Raw genomic sequence first — 16,342 nt, forward strand, 5'->3', positions numbered from 1 at the left:
CGTGTCTCCCCTGTCTGCTCAATGACCGCGCAGCGGCCGGTTCGTGCCGGTGATCTCGATCGTCTGCTCGGCCACGTACCGTCCTTCAGCCGATTTCAGCCAGATCTGCTCGATGTCCGGCAGCATCTCTTCGAGGACGATCAGGCGATTGCCTTCACGCGCCAATCGGTCCAGCAAATGGAGTGAGAGAACGCTGCCGAAGTCGATGTACTGGGGTTTGAACGTCGGCATGGCGTTGCTCGCGTCGGGCCTGAGCGGCACTGCGCCGAGTGAGGCGAAAACCCGCTGCGGCAGGCCGTGGTCCCGCCGCCAGCGCCGCCAGGCGAGGAACGACTCCGCGTCGCCGTCCGCGGTGGTGCGTGCGGGGAGGAAATCAGGGTGTACGGTCCACCTGCGTCTTGACACGATCAGGTCGCCGAAGCGGACTCTCGGCTGGCTCCTGATCGTCTTGATCCGCTCGTGCGCACGCGTGCCGCCCCACATGTCGATCGTGGCGAATATGGTCCGGGAGAACAGCAGCATCGCCCGCTGCACTTCGGGCAGTGCCGGTGGAATGATGAAGCCCAGGTAGACCGGGATGACCTCGCGGCCCAGGCGCCAGGAGTACAGCCGCAGCCTGCCGGTCTCCTCGTCGTGGAGCACGCTGAGCTCATCCACCATGATCTGTTCGGACTCGCTCCGGAAACTCACATCGCCGGGACAGACCAGTTCGTACGGTGTGATCGCTGGATGCAGGTTCAGGTTCGTGGTGTCGTACCCGCCCGTGACCTCGGCGAACACCGCGTCGGCCGGTTGCAGCTTGGCGAGTTCGTCACGCAGTTCAGCGGCCAGTCCACCGCGTTCGACGTCGTCGAAGCAGTGCACGAAGCGAGAGAACAACAGGGTCAGACCGCTGTATGTCTGGTTCACCACGGCGAACGGTTCACCGTCGTCGTCGCCGAGCTGAACGAAAAAACTCCTCGGCTCCAGGTCAAGCAGATGATCGGGCACCAGGCCGGAGACCTCGTCGACGAACTCATCGTCGAGCATCACGTCGGTGTCGGATGCCGCTGCCAGTTTCATGCGGCGTATCAGTTCTTTCCGTGCTTCGGCCATCGCCTCCACCTCGGGCAACCGCAACCAGTTCGGGTCGGGGACGAACGCACCGTCCTCGTCGAAACTCGGTCGCGAGGTGACCTTCAGGTAGTAGGTGTAGTAGTCCTGGTGGAATTCGTGCACGAAGCGCAGCACGTCATCACAACGTCCACCGACTCCGTAGCGAGCGGTGAAGAATCCGTGCAGGCTCAGCCGTTGCGGCACCGTGGAGTCGAACAGCGGCAACAACCGCGCTACCTGGCAAAGGGAGGGAGTCAACGACCGCCGCCACGCCTCCGGGTCGGCCACCGCGCCGGTGCCGGGGACGCACACGTCCTCGTACACCAGGTTGCTCGGCATGCTGGGCTTCACCGCGCCGAGCTCGCGTTGCGCCTCCTCCAAGATCGACCGGATCGTGCCGATCAGCTTTCTGCGGGCCTCGTGATCGGCTGACGGGTACTGCTTCACCAGCTCCGAGATGTCGCCGAGCCTGTCGGCGACCGCGTGCGCCCATGGCGTTTCCAGCCGTACCAGGCCATGCCGGAACGATTCCATCGGGTCGGTGCTGTGGACGTCCAAATGCACGGTCGGCGCCACGAGCAGGCCGAGCTGGAGCAGGCGCCTCAGATACTCGCGCACGTCCTCAGGGGAACGGTTCGGCCGATCGGCCGCGCTGAGCAGCTCGGCCAGATGCCCGAAGGACACCTCTGCCCGCTCACCCAGGATGCGCATGACCTCCTGCAGCAGGTTGCCCTGAGGGAGGTAGAAGAGGTTCTCGCGCATGCTGTCCACGCCCATCGGGGTGTCGTCGTCACCGACCACCCGGACCCGCCGCACATAGCGCACCCGCTCCGTATCCGCCCGCGAGCCCGACGTCAGGCGCACCGGAAGTTCCGGACGTAGGGCGAGCTGGTCGACGATGACGTCTATCAAGCGCGCCAGCGCCGCGACGTTGAGGCGGGCGTGGCTACGCCAGACGACATCGAGGTCGATCTCCGGGAAGAGGGACCCGCTGCCGGGCACGAACCGCCCGAGCGCGACCGCGGTGAACGTGCTGAAAGGGCTCGTCTTGCAGGCGGTGCGATACACGTACTCCAGCAGCGACCGCTCGATACGGCGCGCACGTTTGTTCAGCGGGCCGGCCCCGGCGTCGAGATAGGCCGGCAGGTAGCGGTCCAGCGAAGGAGACGCCAGCAACACGCCATTGCGCAGTCTCGGATCGCGTGCGAGTTCACGCAAGTGGGCGCGCGCCAGTTCGGTTTCCTCGGCCAGAACGGCGGCGCCTTGCCGGAGTTCCTCGTCATAGGCGGCGCGCTGATCCAGCCAGCCGAGCAAGGCGGCGCGCCCCTGATCGCCGAGATGCTCGGCGAGCGCCCTGGCCGATGCCATGTTCTTGGGGAGCCGTCGGTTGAAGACATCGCGCCTCAGCGTAAGGAGCTGACGACGCTGATGCTCGTCGTCGTTGTCCGCAATGGACTCCTGCAGTGCGTCAGCGATCACCTGCTTCGCCGTGTCCATGGCGGTCTCGGCCGCCAGCACGGCGTCGGCCCATCGCACCCCCCGCGGGTTGCCCAGAGGGGCCACGGCATCGATGGGCATCCCGGCCACCCGCAGCATGAACTGCGGTGTGACTATCCACTGCCTGCCGTTCTCCTGGCCCACCGGGGCACCAATGCCAAGCCTGAAATCACGGTCTATCACCGGCATCACCTCTTCGGGTCGGCGAGATCAACTGAGGCGGAAGTGGAAGTCGGGAGCTTTCCGGCGCTCGTGCCCCAGCATCACGATCAGCAACGGCCACTCCTGGCCATCGTCATCGCGGCTCAGGTCTCGCTGCCTGTCCATGTGCTCGACATACGACACGTTGTCGAAGCCCAGCGCGGCCCCGCAGCCGATGTTCGCCGCGGCCGCGGCGAGATACATGGCTTGGGCGGCGGCGCCGACCTCCGCGTTGAGGAACCGATAACCTCGCTGGCCGGTGGCGTCGATCACCGCGTGCGGCCGTGCCAGCACCGTGACGACGGCGGCGACCTGTTCCATGTTGTAGTTGTTCAAGAAGTAGTTGCGCTGCAGGAACGATGTGCTCACCCCGACGCCGAGGGGGAGCAGCGTGTTGGTGGCGACGTCGTAGTCGTATGCATCCGCGGGGACACCGTCGACGTGGTTGACGAGAACGGCCAGCCTGGTCAGCTCCGGTGTGCCGTCTGAATGTTTGACATCCGACACGAGCCGGGCTCCGAGCGTGCCCGCACGCAACACCGCACCCAATTCGGCCTGCCCAAGACTGTATTGCGCGCTGAATCTGCCGAAGCTGCTCCGACGACTGCGCAGGGCTTCCCGTACGGTGGCGTCGAGCGGGAGCGGATCGGCCAGCTTGACTCCGTCGCCCCTGCCAGCGTCGTGGCCTGGCCTCGCCGCCTTCAACCGCTCAGCCGGTGAATCACCGGGCGACCGGGTGGTGACGGTCGAGGCGTGTACCCGCTCGACCGCGGGATGCCGGACGACGGTGCGTGACCTCTCCCTGGGGACGGCGGTGACTCGAAGTTCGTGCCGGCCCTCCGAAGAGGAGCCTTCGCCGCAGGGTAGCGGCACCACGGCGAACACGCTTTCCTCGTGCGTCCGCACGCCCAGCAACCGGTTGAGTGCTTCCTCATCGAAATCGAGCAGCGGGCGCAGCGGAATTCCCGCCGCCCGTGACCACAACTGCCAGGTCCCCAGCGCCGTGCCCACGTCCATGGTGACCGCGTGGTAGCTGAAGGTCCGGTATTTGAAAGCGTTCTTCCAGAATTTGACGGTCACGAGCAGGAACTGGTCGCCCACGGCCTCCGCCGGCGCGATCGCCCGACGCACCTGACTCGTCACGTCACCGATCAGCAGTCTCTGGACACCGTGCTGTGCCGGCGAGTAGTTGTAGACGCCCGGCAACATCGGTCCGCCAGGGCCACAGACCCAGTAGATCTCGAGCGGATACAGGCCGCCGCCGGACGCCGTGCCGCGAGACCAGACCGCACGCGCGTAATGCGGCAGAGCCACTGTGTCGTCGTTGACCGTCACCGCCAGTCGCCGCCCGCCGTACGCGTAGGAGTCCCGCAGCATCTCGTAGAGCATCGGCATGGTGAACGCGCCGCCGTTCTCGGGCACCTGCCCGGCCAGGCTCCCTTCGAGAGAGGCGAGCGCGACCTTCGCGGCCGGTAACGGGATGGGGGTGACGCCGGGATAGACGTTGTGCATTCGTGGCTGGTCGGCCCAATCGGGTTTGAGGCCCCAGTCCTCCGTCGGCGATCGATTGCGGCGCATGATCGCGGCGACATAGTCGCTCGCCGTTTCGATGGCTTGCTCCGTGTCCATACATGACTCCTCAAGTCCGCGCCATACCGGCGAGCCGGTTCATTGGAATGGATGCGGAGCCCTGTTGAGCTCCGAGGTTTCGAGATCGCTGTCGCGGAGTCCGGCCCGGCGCAGGACAGTGCGGGTCCGCTTCATGTGCAAGGCGCGCTGGCGGCTCCACCCGAAGTCGATCGGCAATATGCCGGGGATCACCACGCTCGCCGTGCGAAGGGGGATTTCCGCTTGCTCCGGTGATGTCTGGTCCACCACGATCACGTCGAAGCCGGCCTCGACCACGGACCGAATGCAGAGCCTGAGGTCGTCGAGCAGATCGAGGGTGCGCGGCCGGTCGTGCTGCCAGCCCCGGAACACCGCCTCCACCGAGGGCAGATCGGCGGGACGGCCGTTGTCTCCGAGCAGATGCGCGGCGTACCGGGCCATGTCGGGCAGCCCGTAGAGCGGGGCGTGATCGGACAGCGAGAGAACCCTGTCGAAGTCGGCCGCCTTCGTGGTGAGCTCTTCGGCGCGCAGCTTCGTGTAGTCGGCGAAATCCGGAATCGCGGACGCGACCTCGTACAGGCCGGAGGCGATCGCCTCCTCGGGATCAAAACTGGCCCCGGCACCGAAGAGCAGCCTGCCCATGCCGCTGTCTCTGCGTTGGGCGACAGCGACCACGACCGGTATCGGAAATTCGATTCTGGCGTCGAACAGCCGGATGTCGTACCCGTACATCGAGATTCGGTCCATCATCAGACGGCTGCGGACCGTCGCGCTGCTGTACGGGTCGATCTCGCGCAGCCGCAGCTTGGTGTACCAGGCGATCAGGAACGCGTCACGCTCGATCAGTTCGAGGATGGCGTGGAGGATCGCCTCTTCCAGGCAGCTACCGGATGCGCACCCGTTTGAGCATTCCTGGACGAATCTGCCGATTTGGTCGATCAGGTGGTAATAGGTGATCGCCGCGGGGACCAAAAGGGGACGCTCATCGCGCAGCGAGAAGCCCCACACCCACGGAATCGCCAGATCAGGATGGTAGGGCGTGTAATGCCGGGTACTGGCGTAAAACTCTGCGGGGTACAGGCCACATTCGGCGGGATCCAGTGCTGAGCCCTGCAGGTTCCGGTACGTGTCGACCACCGGCTTCGAAAATCGTCGAGGCTGTGTGCCGGCGATCCGCTCGTGGGCTTCCAGTATTCCCAGGATCGTGCTGCGGGCGTAGCTGTCGGAGTGACCGGCCCAGAACGTTTCATGGACGTACTCGCCACCTGGAATGTCGATACGGCCTTTCACATTCGCCGTCGTCGTGCTCGTCATGCTCAGGTCCGCGCCGGTGCCGGCCATCCCGCAGACAGGGTTCGCGTACGCGTCCGGTTCCAGGTCGTAGTCAGCGGCCGGGTTGATCCGGAAGTCATTGATCGATCGTTTTGGTCGGCTGCGCAGAACGATGCGAGCGGCGTCGGCACTGTCTTCGGCCGGAACGCCGCATCGAGGGCACTGCGAGTCCGCGACGATCGAATGACGTCGCACTGTCAGGTCTTTCAGCCGTAGCTCGTGCACGAACGGATGGCCATGCCGGTCGGTAGGTTTTTGCCCTGGCGACACCTGGACGATCCGCTGGACGGTCTGCCAGATCGCCTCCAACGCGAACCGTGCGAGGAACGGGGACGCGTGGTGCGCGACGACCGATCGTCCGCTCCCCAGCGCATCGCGTTCCACTCCGGTCCGCACCTGTTGCCACCGTCTTGCCAAGCAGTGGAAACAGGGGCGCTCGCTGTCGAACGGGCCGAGCAGTACGGCACCGCCGTGCAGATGGACAGGCAGTAAGCCTGTCGTGTCCGTATCCGGTGCGTCGAGCTGCCGCAGCATGTCCTGTGCGCCGAGGAGCGCCACGCGGATCGTCACGGGACGGTCGAGTTGCCCGGCGGTCCGGGTCAATCGGTCGTGAAGGTAGTCGGCGACCAGTCGTTGACCGTGCGCGAGCACCTGTGGGACCTGGTCATTCACTCTTGCATCGCCCCAGGAGGACCCGGCAGGTCACCACAGCCGCCTGAGACCTGAGCTCTGGGGGCGTGGTGTCGACGACGAGAACGTCGCGGCCCTCGTCGGTGAGTTCGCCGACGAGGGCGGCGACGTCGCCGGGTGGGTTGTCCGTCGTGGCCGGCAGCGGATCCTCGGATGCGTGCACGGCCCGGGCGTCGAATCCGGGCAACAGCGGCTCACCGAGGTCGACTTCATCTATCTTCGCCAGATGACGCATCTGAACCAGTCCGGCAAGATCTCTCAGGGCTCCGACGAGCGCGGCCCGCTGGGACAACGCGGCTTGTACGGTCCACAGGGGCCTGTCCGCAGAGTCCGGGGTTCGAGCGAGGACGACGCCGGCGTTCCGCCAGCGGGAGATCTCAAGCACCTCCGGCCAGACGTTCAGGTTGCCGAAGGTTCTCAGCAAGAACTCCAGCTCAGAACCGGTTTCAGGATCCCCGCAGTGGATCGGACGGGGTTCACCCCGTCCCGAAACGGCCTCACGCAGAGCCTCGAACGCGATCGCTGACAACAGGCCCGTCCGGACGGCCTCACCGATGCTCGCTCCGGCTCCATCACCCGCCCCGCTTCGTTCGAACAACGAGTCGGCGTTGAGCGCCGACATCGGATGAACCGCTGCGGCGGGCACCAGCCGCTGCTCCCCGGTCACCAGAGAGGTCGCGGGAAGCCACGGGAGCGTCTCGCGTCCCTCGACCGCGAGCCCCGTGAAGGTGGACAGGCCGGCAGGGGCAAGCGTGTGCTGCGTCTCCATCGAACCGGTGACCGCATGCCGGACGTTCGCCACCTGGCCGACATAAGCGAGCAGCGCGGCGCGCAGCGCGCTTCGGCGCGCGACGGGCACATAGTGCAGATCGAACGCCGTGATCAGCCGGGGGCGCACGTCGGATCCGGCCTGGGCTCCGAGGCGGACCCTGCCGACCTTGAGCGGCGACTGGTCCAGTGCCACATCGTCGAACGACGACAGCACACCTGTGTAGAGGCCGACCAGTTCATCGGCCTCTTTCAGCAGTGTTCTGAGCCGCTCCTTGTCATCGTGATCGCCACCGAACGATCGCGGCGCCTCCTCGTGGACGACGGCCGGCGTGACGGGCGTGGCGGCGCCGATGTCCTGATGCTCCGCGCAGGAGGGGCAGAGCGGATGGGGCCACAGCCGCTCGCGCCTGGCCTCCAGCGTTGAGATGTCCTGGATCAGGACGCCATGGTCCGTCTCCGCGTCGAAGCAACCGGTGATCAGCCGGAACAGGTCGAAGGCGAGCATGTTGCCCACCATCGCCGCGAGCTGCGGATTGAGCCTTGGAGCTTCTGGACCGAAAACTCCGCACGCGATGCCGCGCCACAGGGCGGCCGCATCGCGCGGCTCGGCGTTGGCTCCGTAGCGGAGCATGGAGCACATCCAACATCCTGCGGTCGCCGGGCGGGTGACCGGACCGATGACCACCTTCGAACCGATCGAGGTGGCGGGCAGCACCACTGGACCGCCGTTCACTCCGGCGTCGACCAGTCGCCGCAGCGCGGCCATACCGATGTCGTCGCCGGACGCGACCACGAAGTCGTATCCGATCAGGGCGTGCGGCGCGAGGGCGTCGTCCAGGGTGAGGTCCGACAGCCGAACCTGCGGGGGACAGCCGGCCTCGGTCAAGTCCGCGACGCACTCGGCCAGTCCCGCCATGGCCACGGCGGTGTCCCCGGCCGCGCTCTTCGGCGAAGACGCGACCAGGCTCAGTGAACCGAGTCCGTTGCGCAGCAGACTCTCGGCCGCCGCCCGGTTCACGCGGCCGGTACCCAGCATCAGCACCTTTGCCGTACGGAAGCGCAGAAACCGCGCCTTGGCCTCGTCGACATAGTGCTCCACATAGTTCAGCTGCGAGGCGAACACCTGCTCGACGGTGGGGTCCATATCGACGTCGCCCGCCCGGCGTACGTTTCGCGCGAAACCGCTGTCGATCAGCGAACGCACGAGTGAGACGACCATTTCCTGCCGTTCAGGCGCAAGGTCCGCGCACAGATCGGCGACCGTGTATTCGCCTGTCAAATACGGCGCGAGCGAGCACATGAAACGGTACGCCGACTGTCCTTTGACGACGTACACCTTCTCGGTGTTGCGCACCACGACTTTGTCGCCGACGTCGTAGAAAAGCACGTCATGGCCCAGCCTGGGCCGGACGGAGAAATCATCGGCCCTCGAAGGATTCCCCTGTCCCCCTCCTGGCCCGAGCTCGGTAGCAGTCATCGTCGAGATCACTTCCTTGGCATTTGATGTCGGGCGCCGTACGTCCCGCATCAGAAGTATGGCCGCAGGTCCTTTCACTTCCCTTTCCGCTGTCTCCGCGGGTGACAGCGGCGTGAAAGCAGCCGTTGTAATACTTTGCCTGTTCAGCCCAACCGTGCGAACGAAAGGAAGTCCACAGTGCGGACCATCGTCGAGAAGCCACTATCGGACTTGTTCCAGGAGCTGGAACAGCTGGGGTCGGAGACCTTCGAGGTTTCGGACTACACCGACGTCGACATTCACCTGTCCCCTGTCGCAGCCGCCACGAGCTGTTGCGGGTCCACCAGCACCACGAGCACGAGCTGCAGCAGCGGGACCCAGAGCGGAGAGTGCTAGTAATCTCTAGCAGGGCTGCCTGCGACACGGAATCAGTGCGACGTCGCAGATCTCGTCTCTGCCCGTTGAATTCTCACTGATTCCCGTCGGCTACCTGTGGACTCCACAGGTAGCCGACTCTGCTCAATCACGGCGCCGGTGGCGGCGTACGCCGGAAGAGCTCGTTTTTTCTCGTGTGAAAGGCGGAGCAGGTGGCATTATCGGCGGAGCACGACAATGAGGCCTGCGAATCGGCGCCGGGCAGGCTTCTACGCTATCTGAATTCGCGGCCGAGAAAGGGAGCGCTGCCCGACGTGGCGGTACTCGGTCTGCGCGACGCGACTCACCCGTACCTACCGGAAGCGGAAAAGGGTCCCGGCCTCGTTCCGATCTATTTCGCTGCGGGGTCGGCGATCCTCGGACCGGTGGTCGCCGGACGTAGCCGCTCAGCCCCGTGCGGGCAATGTCTGGCCCTGCGATGGCAGCGCCTGCGCGCCGCACCGGAACGTGATGCGATCGAGCGTGGGCGGCAGTCGCGGTCGATGGCTTCCTCGCCATACCTGACGCCGTTCGCACTTGAATCGATCTGGCAATTGTGGAACCTTTTGCAGACGCGCACCGTGGAAAGCCGAAGTCAGCGCCCGGGGATCGCCCCTGTCTACGAGCTGAATCTGCGGACCCTGCGAGTGTCTCGATTCGACCTGCTGATGGACGCCGCATGTTCCGTATGTCTACCGCGTGAACCGGATACTGCGACTCGCGCCGTCCTCGACCTGCGCTCGATATCGAAACCGGCTCCGGACCGCTACCGGGAACATCGCCTACGGGACTACGACCTGCCGATCTCGGCACTGACAAATCCAGTCTGCGGCGCGGTCGGCCGCTACGCGCACCGCGACGACCTGTCTCCTACCATGTCGCCGAGTTTCGGCATGTTCCGATTTCACGATGGTAACGGCCTGCAGGAGATCCAATGGAGCGGCCAGACCAGTTCGTTCGAGACCAGCGAGATCAGCGGGCTGTTCGAAGCACTTGAACGTTATGCCGGACTTGAGCAACGGCGTTGGACCGCAGTCACGGTGAACACCTTTCACGAATTGTCCGCGGAAGCGCTCGACCCCCGAGAGTGCGGGGTCTACGCGGACAAGGTCTACGAATCGGGCGCGTACTCGAGGTTCGACCCCGATCAGCCGATTCCATGGGTCTGGGGCTACTCGCTGCGTGACCAGCGGGCGGTTCTGGTGCCGCAGCGCACCGTCTACTACGGCGGGGCGGAGAGCACCCACAACTTCGTGATGGAGTGCTCCAGCGGCTGCGCGAGCGGTGCGAGTGTCGAGGAGGCGATTCTGCACGGGATGCTTGAGCTGATCGAGCGCGATTCTTTCATGCTCACGTGGTACGGCAGAGCATCGCTGCCCGAAATCGATCCGGCCACGTGTCACGGAGAGTCCCTCTTCATGATCGACCGTCTGCGGCTCTGCGGCTACGACGTGCGCCTGTTCGACATGAGAATCGACCTGTCGGTGCCTGCCGTGCTCGCGGTGGCGGTTCGCCGAGATGGCGGTCCCGGTACGCTGACCTTCGCGTCCGGCGCGTCCCTGGATCCGGAGCAGGCTGTCGCATCCGCGCTGTCAGAGGTCGCCTCTTTCGCACCGACCATGCCTGATCAGTTCACCACACGTGCTGACGAGGTCCGGGCGATGACCGAGGACTTCGGCAAGGTCCGCACGCTGATCGACCATCCGGCACTCTTCGCGTCGCCGAGGATGGCGCACCATGCCGGCTTCCTGTTGTCGAACAGACACCTGACCCCCATGGCCGAGTTGTACCGGGAGTGGGAACAGACTCGGCCTGGGGGCACGGACCTGCTGACGGACCTGCTGTACTGCCGCGACCGGTTGGTCGATGCCGGGCTGGACGTACTTGTCGTCGACCAGACGGCACCGGAACAGGAACTGCTGGGCCTGCGGACGGTGCGCGTGATCGCGCCGGGACTACTGCCCATGGACTTCGGCTGGTCGCGGCAGCGCGCCCTGCACATGCCCCGAACCCGTAGTGCGTTCCGCCGCGCCGGATGGCGAACCACCGACCTGGATGATTCGGAGCTGCATCAGGTGCCACACCCGTTCGCCTAGCGTGAGCTTTCCCGGGCTCGATGGTCGTCGGAGGTCTGGCGGGAGGCTCGGTGGTCGTGGCCACCTCCGAACCCCACGCCGGGACCGCGCTCGGCGCCATCCGCGAGCTCATCGATGCCCGCCACACCGTCCCCGCCGAACCGAGCGGGATCACCTGACTCCCCCGGCCGGTCCGGCGTGCCGGGCGGACGAGGTGAGGTTTATCCGCCGTGGTAAGGCGGGGCGACTCCCCAGCCCCAGCGGGGGACCGGTGCCTGGAGAGGCGGGGTGGCACCCGGCTGGGAGTTCTCCACCGCGAGGCGGGTGCCCCACTCGACGTATCCGGCGAACGCCGCCCGGAACTCGGGGTCGGCCGGAAGCCCCACCTCGTCGGCCGCGTCCATCAGCAGGCTCACCCACCTGCGGCGCTGTCGCTCGGTGAGGTGCTTGCCGAGATGCTGGGAGAGCATGTGCGGATAGCCTCCGCGTTCGCGGGTGTAGCGGTCGGGTCCGCCGAAGACCTCCGCCAGCCACAGCGCGACGTACCGGGGATGGTCCGGGTCCATGTGCGCGAACAGCGGGCCGATCACCTCGTCCTCGCGGACGTGGCCGTAGAACGTCTCGGTCAGCCGCTCGAACGCCGACGCGCCGCCCGCCCAGTCGAACAGCGTCGGCTCGGTCTTCGTGAGCACCGGCTCGGTCTTTCCGATCACCGGTTCGTAGTGCCGCATCTCCTCGATGTCCGCCACGTACGGCTTTATCTCGGCGAAGAACTTCGTGAAGTGCTCGCTGCCCCGGAAGCCCTCCAGGTGACCCTGCGCCGAGGTCCAGACGATGCGCAGGATGTAGACGCCCGGCTCGTCGGCGCACTTCGACAGCTCGTAGTCCAGGCACTGGGGCGCCCTGCCCAGCGGCACCACCGCGCGGCGGTAGGCGGCCTCGAACTCGTCGGGGCGGGGGACGCGGTACCGGACATACTCAACGATCATCGTCTCCGCCTTCGAGTGATCAAGTAAGCATGTAATCATCATACGCGTCGATCGACAACGGGGACGACCTCGAGGAGTTCGGGCTGAGCCACGGTTCGCTCACCGGAACGGCCAAGGAGGGCGTCGCGTACGGGCTCGTCATCGACGGCTGGACACTCGCCGACCTGCGCAAGCTGCTCGACGACCCGCAGGTGCGGACGGTCAACCTCACCGACGTCGCCTTCGACCTCGGTGGCGGCCGTCCCTGAACCAGCGGCGCCGGTTCCGGAAGTGTCGGCGCGTCCGGAACCGGTTCGAGGATCACCGATGCCCCCGGCACTGCTTCCGGAACCACCGGAGCCACTGACGCCGCTTCCGGAATGCCCCGAACTCCCGACCTCGCCCCTGGAGCCACCTCGGACGACGCCTCCCCAGGTGCCGGCCGAGACACTGAGGTCGCCTGGCGCCTGATCAACCGCAGGTGATGGGGGAGACTTAGCTCCCCCATCACCGATCAGGCGTGCGGCTTGAAAGGGATGCCCGCCGGTTTGGCCTGTGCCAGTTTCGAGCCGAACCTGCTGTCCTTGAGGTCCAGCTGCGCCGCGCCGAAGTCGGCCTGGGTCAGGCGATCACGGAAGCCGGGGGGATAGCCGTTCCAGCCGACCAGGCTCGGGTACTGCCATCTGCCCTCGTGGTTCTCCGGCGGCTCGTCGTTCGCGGTCGCGGCACGGAGAGCGTGTGTTTGCGCTCCATGCTTGTGATAAACGATCTTCGGATGAGTACCGATCCAGTGGACCTGGCTGCGATGGTGGAGCGTGAACTCGCCGTGGGCGGAGGTGGAGACGTACTCGGGCCTGCCGTTCTTGACCCACACCACAACGTGCTCCCAGTCATGCCGGTGCCCGGCGAAGACGTTGGCCTGGTCTTTCTCGAAGTAGAGGGCGTACATGACGGCGCACCAACCGTTGTTGCACTTGGCACGCGCGTAACCATTGGTGTTACGAAGGTCCGAGGCGTCGCGGCAGTTACCGTTGCTGTGGCCACCCAGTTCTAAGCCGGGCGCTATGGCGCCGCCTCGGCCGATCGCGGGGGTGGGATAGCAACCGTCCTTGTCGTAGTCGTAGGCGGGCTGAAAACTCCACTCAAGGCGGTCGGCCCTGGCGGGCAGCGCCGAAGGCGGGGCGGCGAAGGCGACGCCGGAGAAGGCGGCGCTCAAGGCGAACGCCATGCCGGCCGTGAACAGGAGTCGACGCTTCCGGTTCTTGACAGCGGGTCGGCACCGGGAAGGCCGCATCAGCGGCCGATAGTCGGTCATGAGATCCTTTCCTGGCGTTGGGAACGCCCAGCAGATTCACAGGGCAATACCGCGCGGCATAGACGAAACGGGAAACCGGAATTCCGCCCTCGTTTGACCTGCGGTTTCCGGACCAAACAGGAATTTCCAGGCAGGCCGTCCTCGTGATCGGGTCAGGGGCGTCGGCTCGGGTCCGCACACTGCCGGGGATCCGGCCTGAGGTCTGCGGCTCGCATCCAACCGACACCGTTCGGGCTGTCCCGGCGATTGGGCAGCGCGACCGCTTGGTAGGAGGATCCATCGGGTCCGGTTCTGCGGGGAACGGGGAGAGTCCGAACCCTGTCTCCGAGGACCTTCGACTTAACCGGTTCGGCGTCGCCGATCTCCACGTAGACAGGCGATGATAGGACGTTCACCAGGCTGCACTGCCGGAGGGCGGGAGGGGGCGGCGACGCGACCACCGCAGTCGCGGGCGACGCCGGCAGCAGGGACGTGAGCAGGGTAAACCCTCCCCACACAAAGACTCCCAGGGGTATCAATGCCACACCCCATGCCCACAGGGGGAATCTGCCTCGGGGAAGCCTGCGGACCACCGGAGATTCCGCCGGGAGCCCCTCCTCGGCCGACGGCAGCAACTGCAACTCTTGTCCGTTAGCGTGCTCATACGGCAAAATATCTGCCGTTTTACGAATCATCAGGTAATTTGTGTGCTCTTGCGGCGGAATTCCAACCGCATCGAGCATCCTGGCCAAGGTTTTCTCGCGTGGAATCTGCGTGCCGGCGAGGTACGCCGCCAGAGACGTGTCGGACACCCCGAGCTTCTTGGCTTGAGCGTCTTGCGTGGGCTTCCCCGTCCGCCGCGCCAATTCCTTGATCATCTTTTGGAACTCCGAACCCTGAGCCGACATCCGCCTTCCTTCCTGTTTCCGCTTACGTGGACGCGAATCCGCAGTTCAGGCCACATCGGGAATTCCGGTTTCCCGTTTCCCCTGTGGCGCCGACAAGACGGTCGACATTCTTTCGGATGCTGACGCCAATAGGCGGAAAAACGAAAACAGAAGGATATTTTCTAATGCAGGTTTACAGTTCATCGATACAGGAAACCAGGATGACGAGTGCGTTTCTCGCCGTACTGCTCACCATCGGCCTCACACAGGGAGTGGCCACAGCATCAGCCGACAATGCGGCTATGCTTCGCAAAATCCACCAGGTAGTCGCATTGGACACCAGTGAGCCACAGGTGACGCCACTTCCCCGCAAACTGCCCACAGAAGGCGAAATCCCACTGTCTCTCGAAAGCAGCGTCGGAACGGCGCCCACGGTGAACCTGCACCTGCCAGCCGAGGGAAGTCCGAGCACGTCTGGTTCCACCGCCCTCTACGACGCCTGCGGAACAGACCATCCGTCAGCTCTCCGCGACACCACACTTTTAAGGTCAGTAACAGTCATCGCAATGGCGGCCTTGGCCGCGATCTGGCGATGCCGCCGCAGCGAGCCCATAAGGATCTCGGTACACACCTAGAGACTCACCACTTCGGCCACCGAGCCCATTTTGCCCTGATTGTGAAGGCATTCCCAAGATCACCATATTATCCCGGTTTCGCGGTCTCATTGCGGCTCTGCGTATTTCGCCCGTAGCTACATACAGGGTGCTTCCATGGCCTCACAGCCAGCGGTATCGCATGCAGGGGCGATTCTGTCGGCCCCGCATGCGATTCTCTCCCCAACAATTTCTCGCGGTCAGGCAACACAGAGAGGTGTTCGCGGTGAGCATGAGCCTTTCGGCGCGTCTTCTGGACGCGCTCGGCGACGACAGGAAACACACGGCGCTGGTGGTGCGCGCCGGATATCAACCGGTCGGCGGTGAGGGCAACGTCGTGATGCCCCCCACCTTCCCCGTCGACAAGAACGAGAAGGACCTGACGAAGAAATACATCGTCGCCGATCGCCTGGTCGACGGCGAGCAGGTCAAGACCGTGACGATCGACCAGGAGCAGTCCCAGTCCAACCGGTTGGAGGAGGCGCTGCGCGACGCCCGTGACGGAGGCCGTCTCACCCTGCCGATGTTCGAGCTCCGGACGAAGACCTCCCGGGGCGAGATCCGGCTCACCTCCCTCGACTTCCCCCACCGGTACGCCGACGCCTACCTGCGCGACAGCACGATCGGAGGGGTCCGCTTCGACCAGAGCGCGATCGGCGAGCGGCTGCGTGCCGTCAGCGTGACCGACGTCAGGCCGCTGTTCGAGCGGGAGCCCCTGTCCCTCGTGCTCGGCGCGTGGGACTCCCATCGCAAAGGCCGCTGGCCCAGGTTCGCCCGTCTCTACACCGCGACGATGTACGGCGTGGCCCCCTGCTTCACCGCGCGACGCGGCGGACGCCTCGACCCGCAGAACCTCACCGGCTCGGTCGACGACAAGACCAAGGCGGAGAACCACTGGAAGTTCGTCGCCGACGGGGAGAAGAAGAAGGGCGGGAAGCTCAGCGAGATCGGGCACGGCAACATCGCTCCCAACCCGGTGCCTGGTGGAGCGACCGTCAAGGAGATCCGCCGGATCGCGAGCATCTCCTTCGCGGGCCTTGAGCGCCTGCGCTTCGGTGACGCCTCGGCCGAAGCGAGCGTGGCCGGCCGCGCCACGCTCGCCGCCCTCGCCCTCGTCGGTGACCGGCTGGCGTTCGGGCGCCCGTCGGTCTGGCTGCGCTCGGGCTGTGACCTCGCCAAGGCGTCGGAGACGGTCGGTCTGGAGCTCCCCGGCGGGAGCGTCGACGAGCTTGAGGTGTCGGTACGAGAGGCATTGGACGCCTACCACGAGCTGCGCGACGAGGCGGCCCGCCTGGGTGTGCCGATGGCCGACGACACGATCGAGGTCAGCCCGATCCCCTCGCTCCAGCAGGCGATCGAGTTCGCCTTCGCCCAGTCCGCCGACGACGAGGAGTAGCACCC

General features: G+C 65.6%; 11 protein-coding genes. 4 read left to right on the forward strand and 7 right to left on the reverse strand.

The genetic code is table 11. The features are described from left to right. Positions 1 to 18 precede the first annotated feature (18 nt). The 4 genes from AB0B96_RS34385 to AB0B96_RS34400 are packed head-to-tail and all read right to left on the reverse strand — an operon-like array spanning position 19 to position 8,581. Positions 19 to 2,775 (reverse strand): lantibiotic dehydratase, encoded by a 2,757-nt coding sequence (locus tag AB0B96_RS34385; protein WP_362905543.1) that lies wholly within the window; start codon positions 2,773 to 2,775, stop codon positions 19 to 21. A gap of 27 nt (positions 2,776 to 2,802) precedes the next feature. Continuing rightward, a complete protein-coding gene (locus AB0B96_RS34390) occupies positions 2,803 to 4,422 on the reverse strand; it encodes a SagB/ThcOx family dehydrogenase (protein WP_362905545.1) in 1,620 nt (539 codons plus the stop codon). Positions 4,423 to 4,461: 39 nt separating this feature from the next. Then, entirely contained in the window at positions 4,462 to 6,405 is a 1,944-nt protein-coding gene (locus AB0B96_RS34395; protein WP_362905547.1) for a TOMM precursor leader peptide-binding protein, read from the reverse strand. Then, positions 6,398 to 8,581 (reverse strand): TOMM precursor leader peptide-binding protein, encoded by a 2,184-nt coding sequence (locus tag AB0B96_RS34400; protein WP_362905549.1) that lies wholly within the window; start codon positions 8,579 to 8,581, stop codon positions 6,398 to 6,400. The genes AB0B96_RS34395 and AB0B96_RS34400 overlap by 8 nt, the downstream gene beginning before the upstream one ends. A gap of 267 nt (positions 8,582 to 8,848) precedes the next feature. Here AB0B96_RS34400 and AB0B96_RS34405 point away from each other — a divergent pair, with 267 nt between their 5' ends. From AB0B96_RS34405 to AB0B96_RS34415, 3 genes are all read left to right on the forward strand, one after another. Continuing rightward, positions 8,849 to 9,046 (forward strand): thiazolylpeptide-type bacteriocin, encoded by a 198-nt coding sequence (locus AB0B96_RS34405; RefSeq protein WP_350948642.1) that lies wholly within the window; start codon positions 8,849 to 8,851, stop codon positions 9,044 to 9,046. Positions 9,047 to 9,237: 191 nt separating this feature from the next. Then, positions 9,238 to 11,160 (forward strand): TOMM precursor leader peptide-binding protein, encoded by a 1,923-nt coding sequence (locus AB0B96_RS34410; RefSeq protein ID WP_362905552.1) that lies wholly within the window; start codon positions 9,238 to 9,240, stop codon positions 11,158 to 11,160. A 20-nt stretch (positions 11,161 to 11,180) separates the two neighbouring features. Continuing rightward, positions 11,181 to 11,318, forward strand: coding sequence for a hypothetical protein (locus tag AB0B96_RS34415; protein ID WP_362905554.1), 138 nt, complete (start codon positions 11,181 to 11,183; stop codon positions 11,316 to 11,318). A gap of 42 nt (positions 11,319 to 11,360) precedes the next feature. On the opposite strand, the gene AB0B96_RS34420 is transcribed toward AB0B96_RS34415, so the two are convergent. The 3 genes from AB0B96_RS34420 to AB0B96_RS34430 form a co-directional block, all read right to left on the reverse strand. Next, entirely contained in the window at positions 11,361 to 12,128 is a 768-nt protein-coding gene (locus tag AB0B96_RS34420) for an antibiotic biosynthesis monooxygenase (RefSeq protein WP_362905556.1), read from the reverse strand. 493 nt (positions 12,129 to 12,621) lie between these two features. Beyond that, complete coding sequence (locus AB0B96_RS34425; RefSeq protein WP_362905558.1) at positions 12,622 to 13,335, reverse strand: NPP1 family protein; 714 nt, start codon at positions 13,333 to 13,335, stop codon at positions 12,622 to 12,624. A 239-nt stretch (positions 13,336 to 13,574) separates the two neighbouring features. Further along, positions 13,575 to 14,309 (reverse strand): helix-turn-helix transcriptional regulator, encoded by a 735-nt coding sequence (locus tag AB0B96_RS34430; protein ID WP_362905560.1) that lies wholly within the window; start codon positions 14,307 to 14,309, stop codon positions 13,575 to 13,577. Between the two features lie 864 nt (positions 14,310 to 15,173). Here AB0B96_RS34430 and cas7u point away from each other — a divergent pair. After that, positions 15,174 to 16,337 carry a type I-U CRISPR-associated RAMP protein Csb1/Cas7u gene (cas7u, locus tag AB0B96_RS34435; RefSeq protein ID WP_362905606.1) on the forward strand — a complete coding sequence of 388 codons (1,164 nt, stop codon included), beginning with the start codon at positions 15,174 to 15,176 and terminating at the stop codon, positions 16,335 to 16,337. Positions 16,338 to 16,342: the final 5 nt, after the last annotated feature.

The sequence above is a fragment of the Streptosporangium sp. NPDC049046 genome (assembly GCF_040649155.1).
Classification (GTDB): Bacteria; Actinomycetota; Actinomycetes; order Streptosporangiales; family Streptosporangiaceae; genus Streptosporangium.

Excerpts from the sequence above, each read along its gene's own strand:
- AB0B96_RS34390 (WP_362905545.1), bottom strand. The coding sequence starts at position 4,422 with ATGGACACGGAGCAAGCCATCGAAACGGCGAGCGACTATGTCGCCGCG.
- AB0B96_RS34415 (WP_362905554.1), top strand. The coding sequence starts at position 11,181 with ATGGTCGTCGGAGGTCTGGCGGGAGGCTCGGTGGTCGTGGCCACCTCC.
- AB0B96_RS34420 (WP_362905556.1), bottom strand. The coding sequence starts at position 12,128 with ATGATCGTTGAGTATGTCCGGTACCGCGTCCCCCGCCCCGACGAGTTC.
- AB0B96_RS34425 (WP_362905558.1), bottom strand. The coding sequence starts at position 13,335 with ATGGCGTTCGCCTTGAGCGCCGCCTTCTCCGGCGTCGCCTTCGCCGCC.
- AB0B96_RS34430 (WP_362905560.1), bottom strand. The coding sequence starts at position 14,309 with ATGTCGGCTCAGGGTTCGGAGTTCCAAAAGATGATCAAGGAATTGGCG.
- cas7u (WP_362905606.1), top strand. The coding sequence starts at position 15,174 with ATGAGCCTTTCGGCGCGTCTTCTGGACGCGCTCGGCGACGACAGGAAA.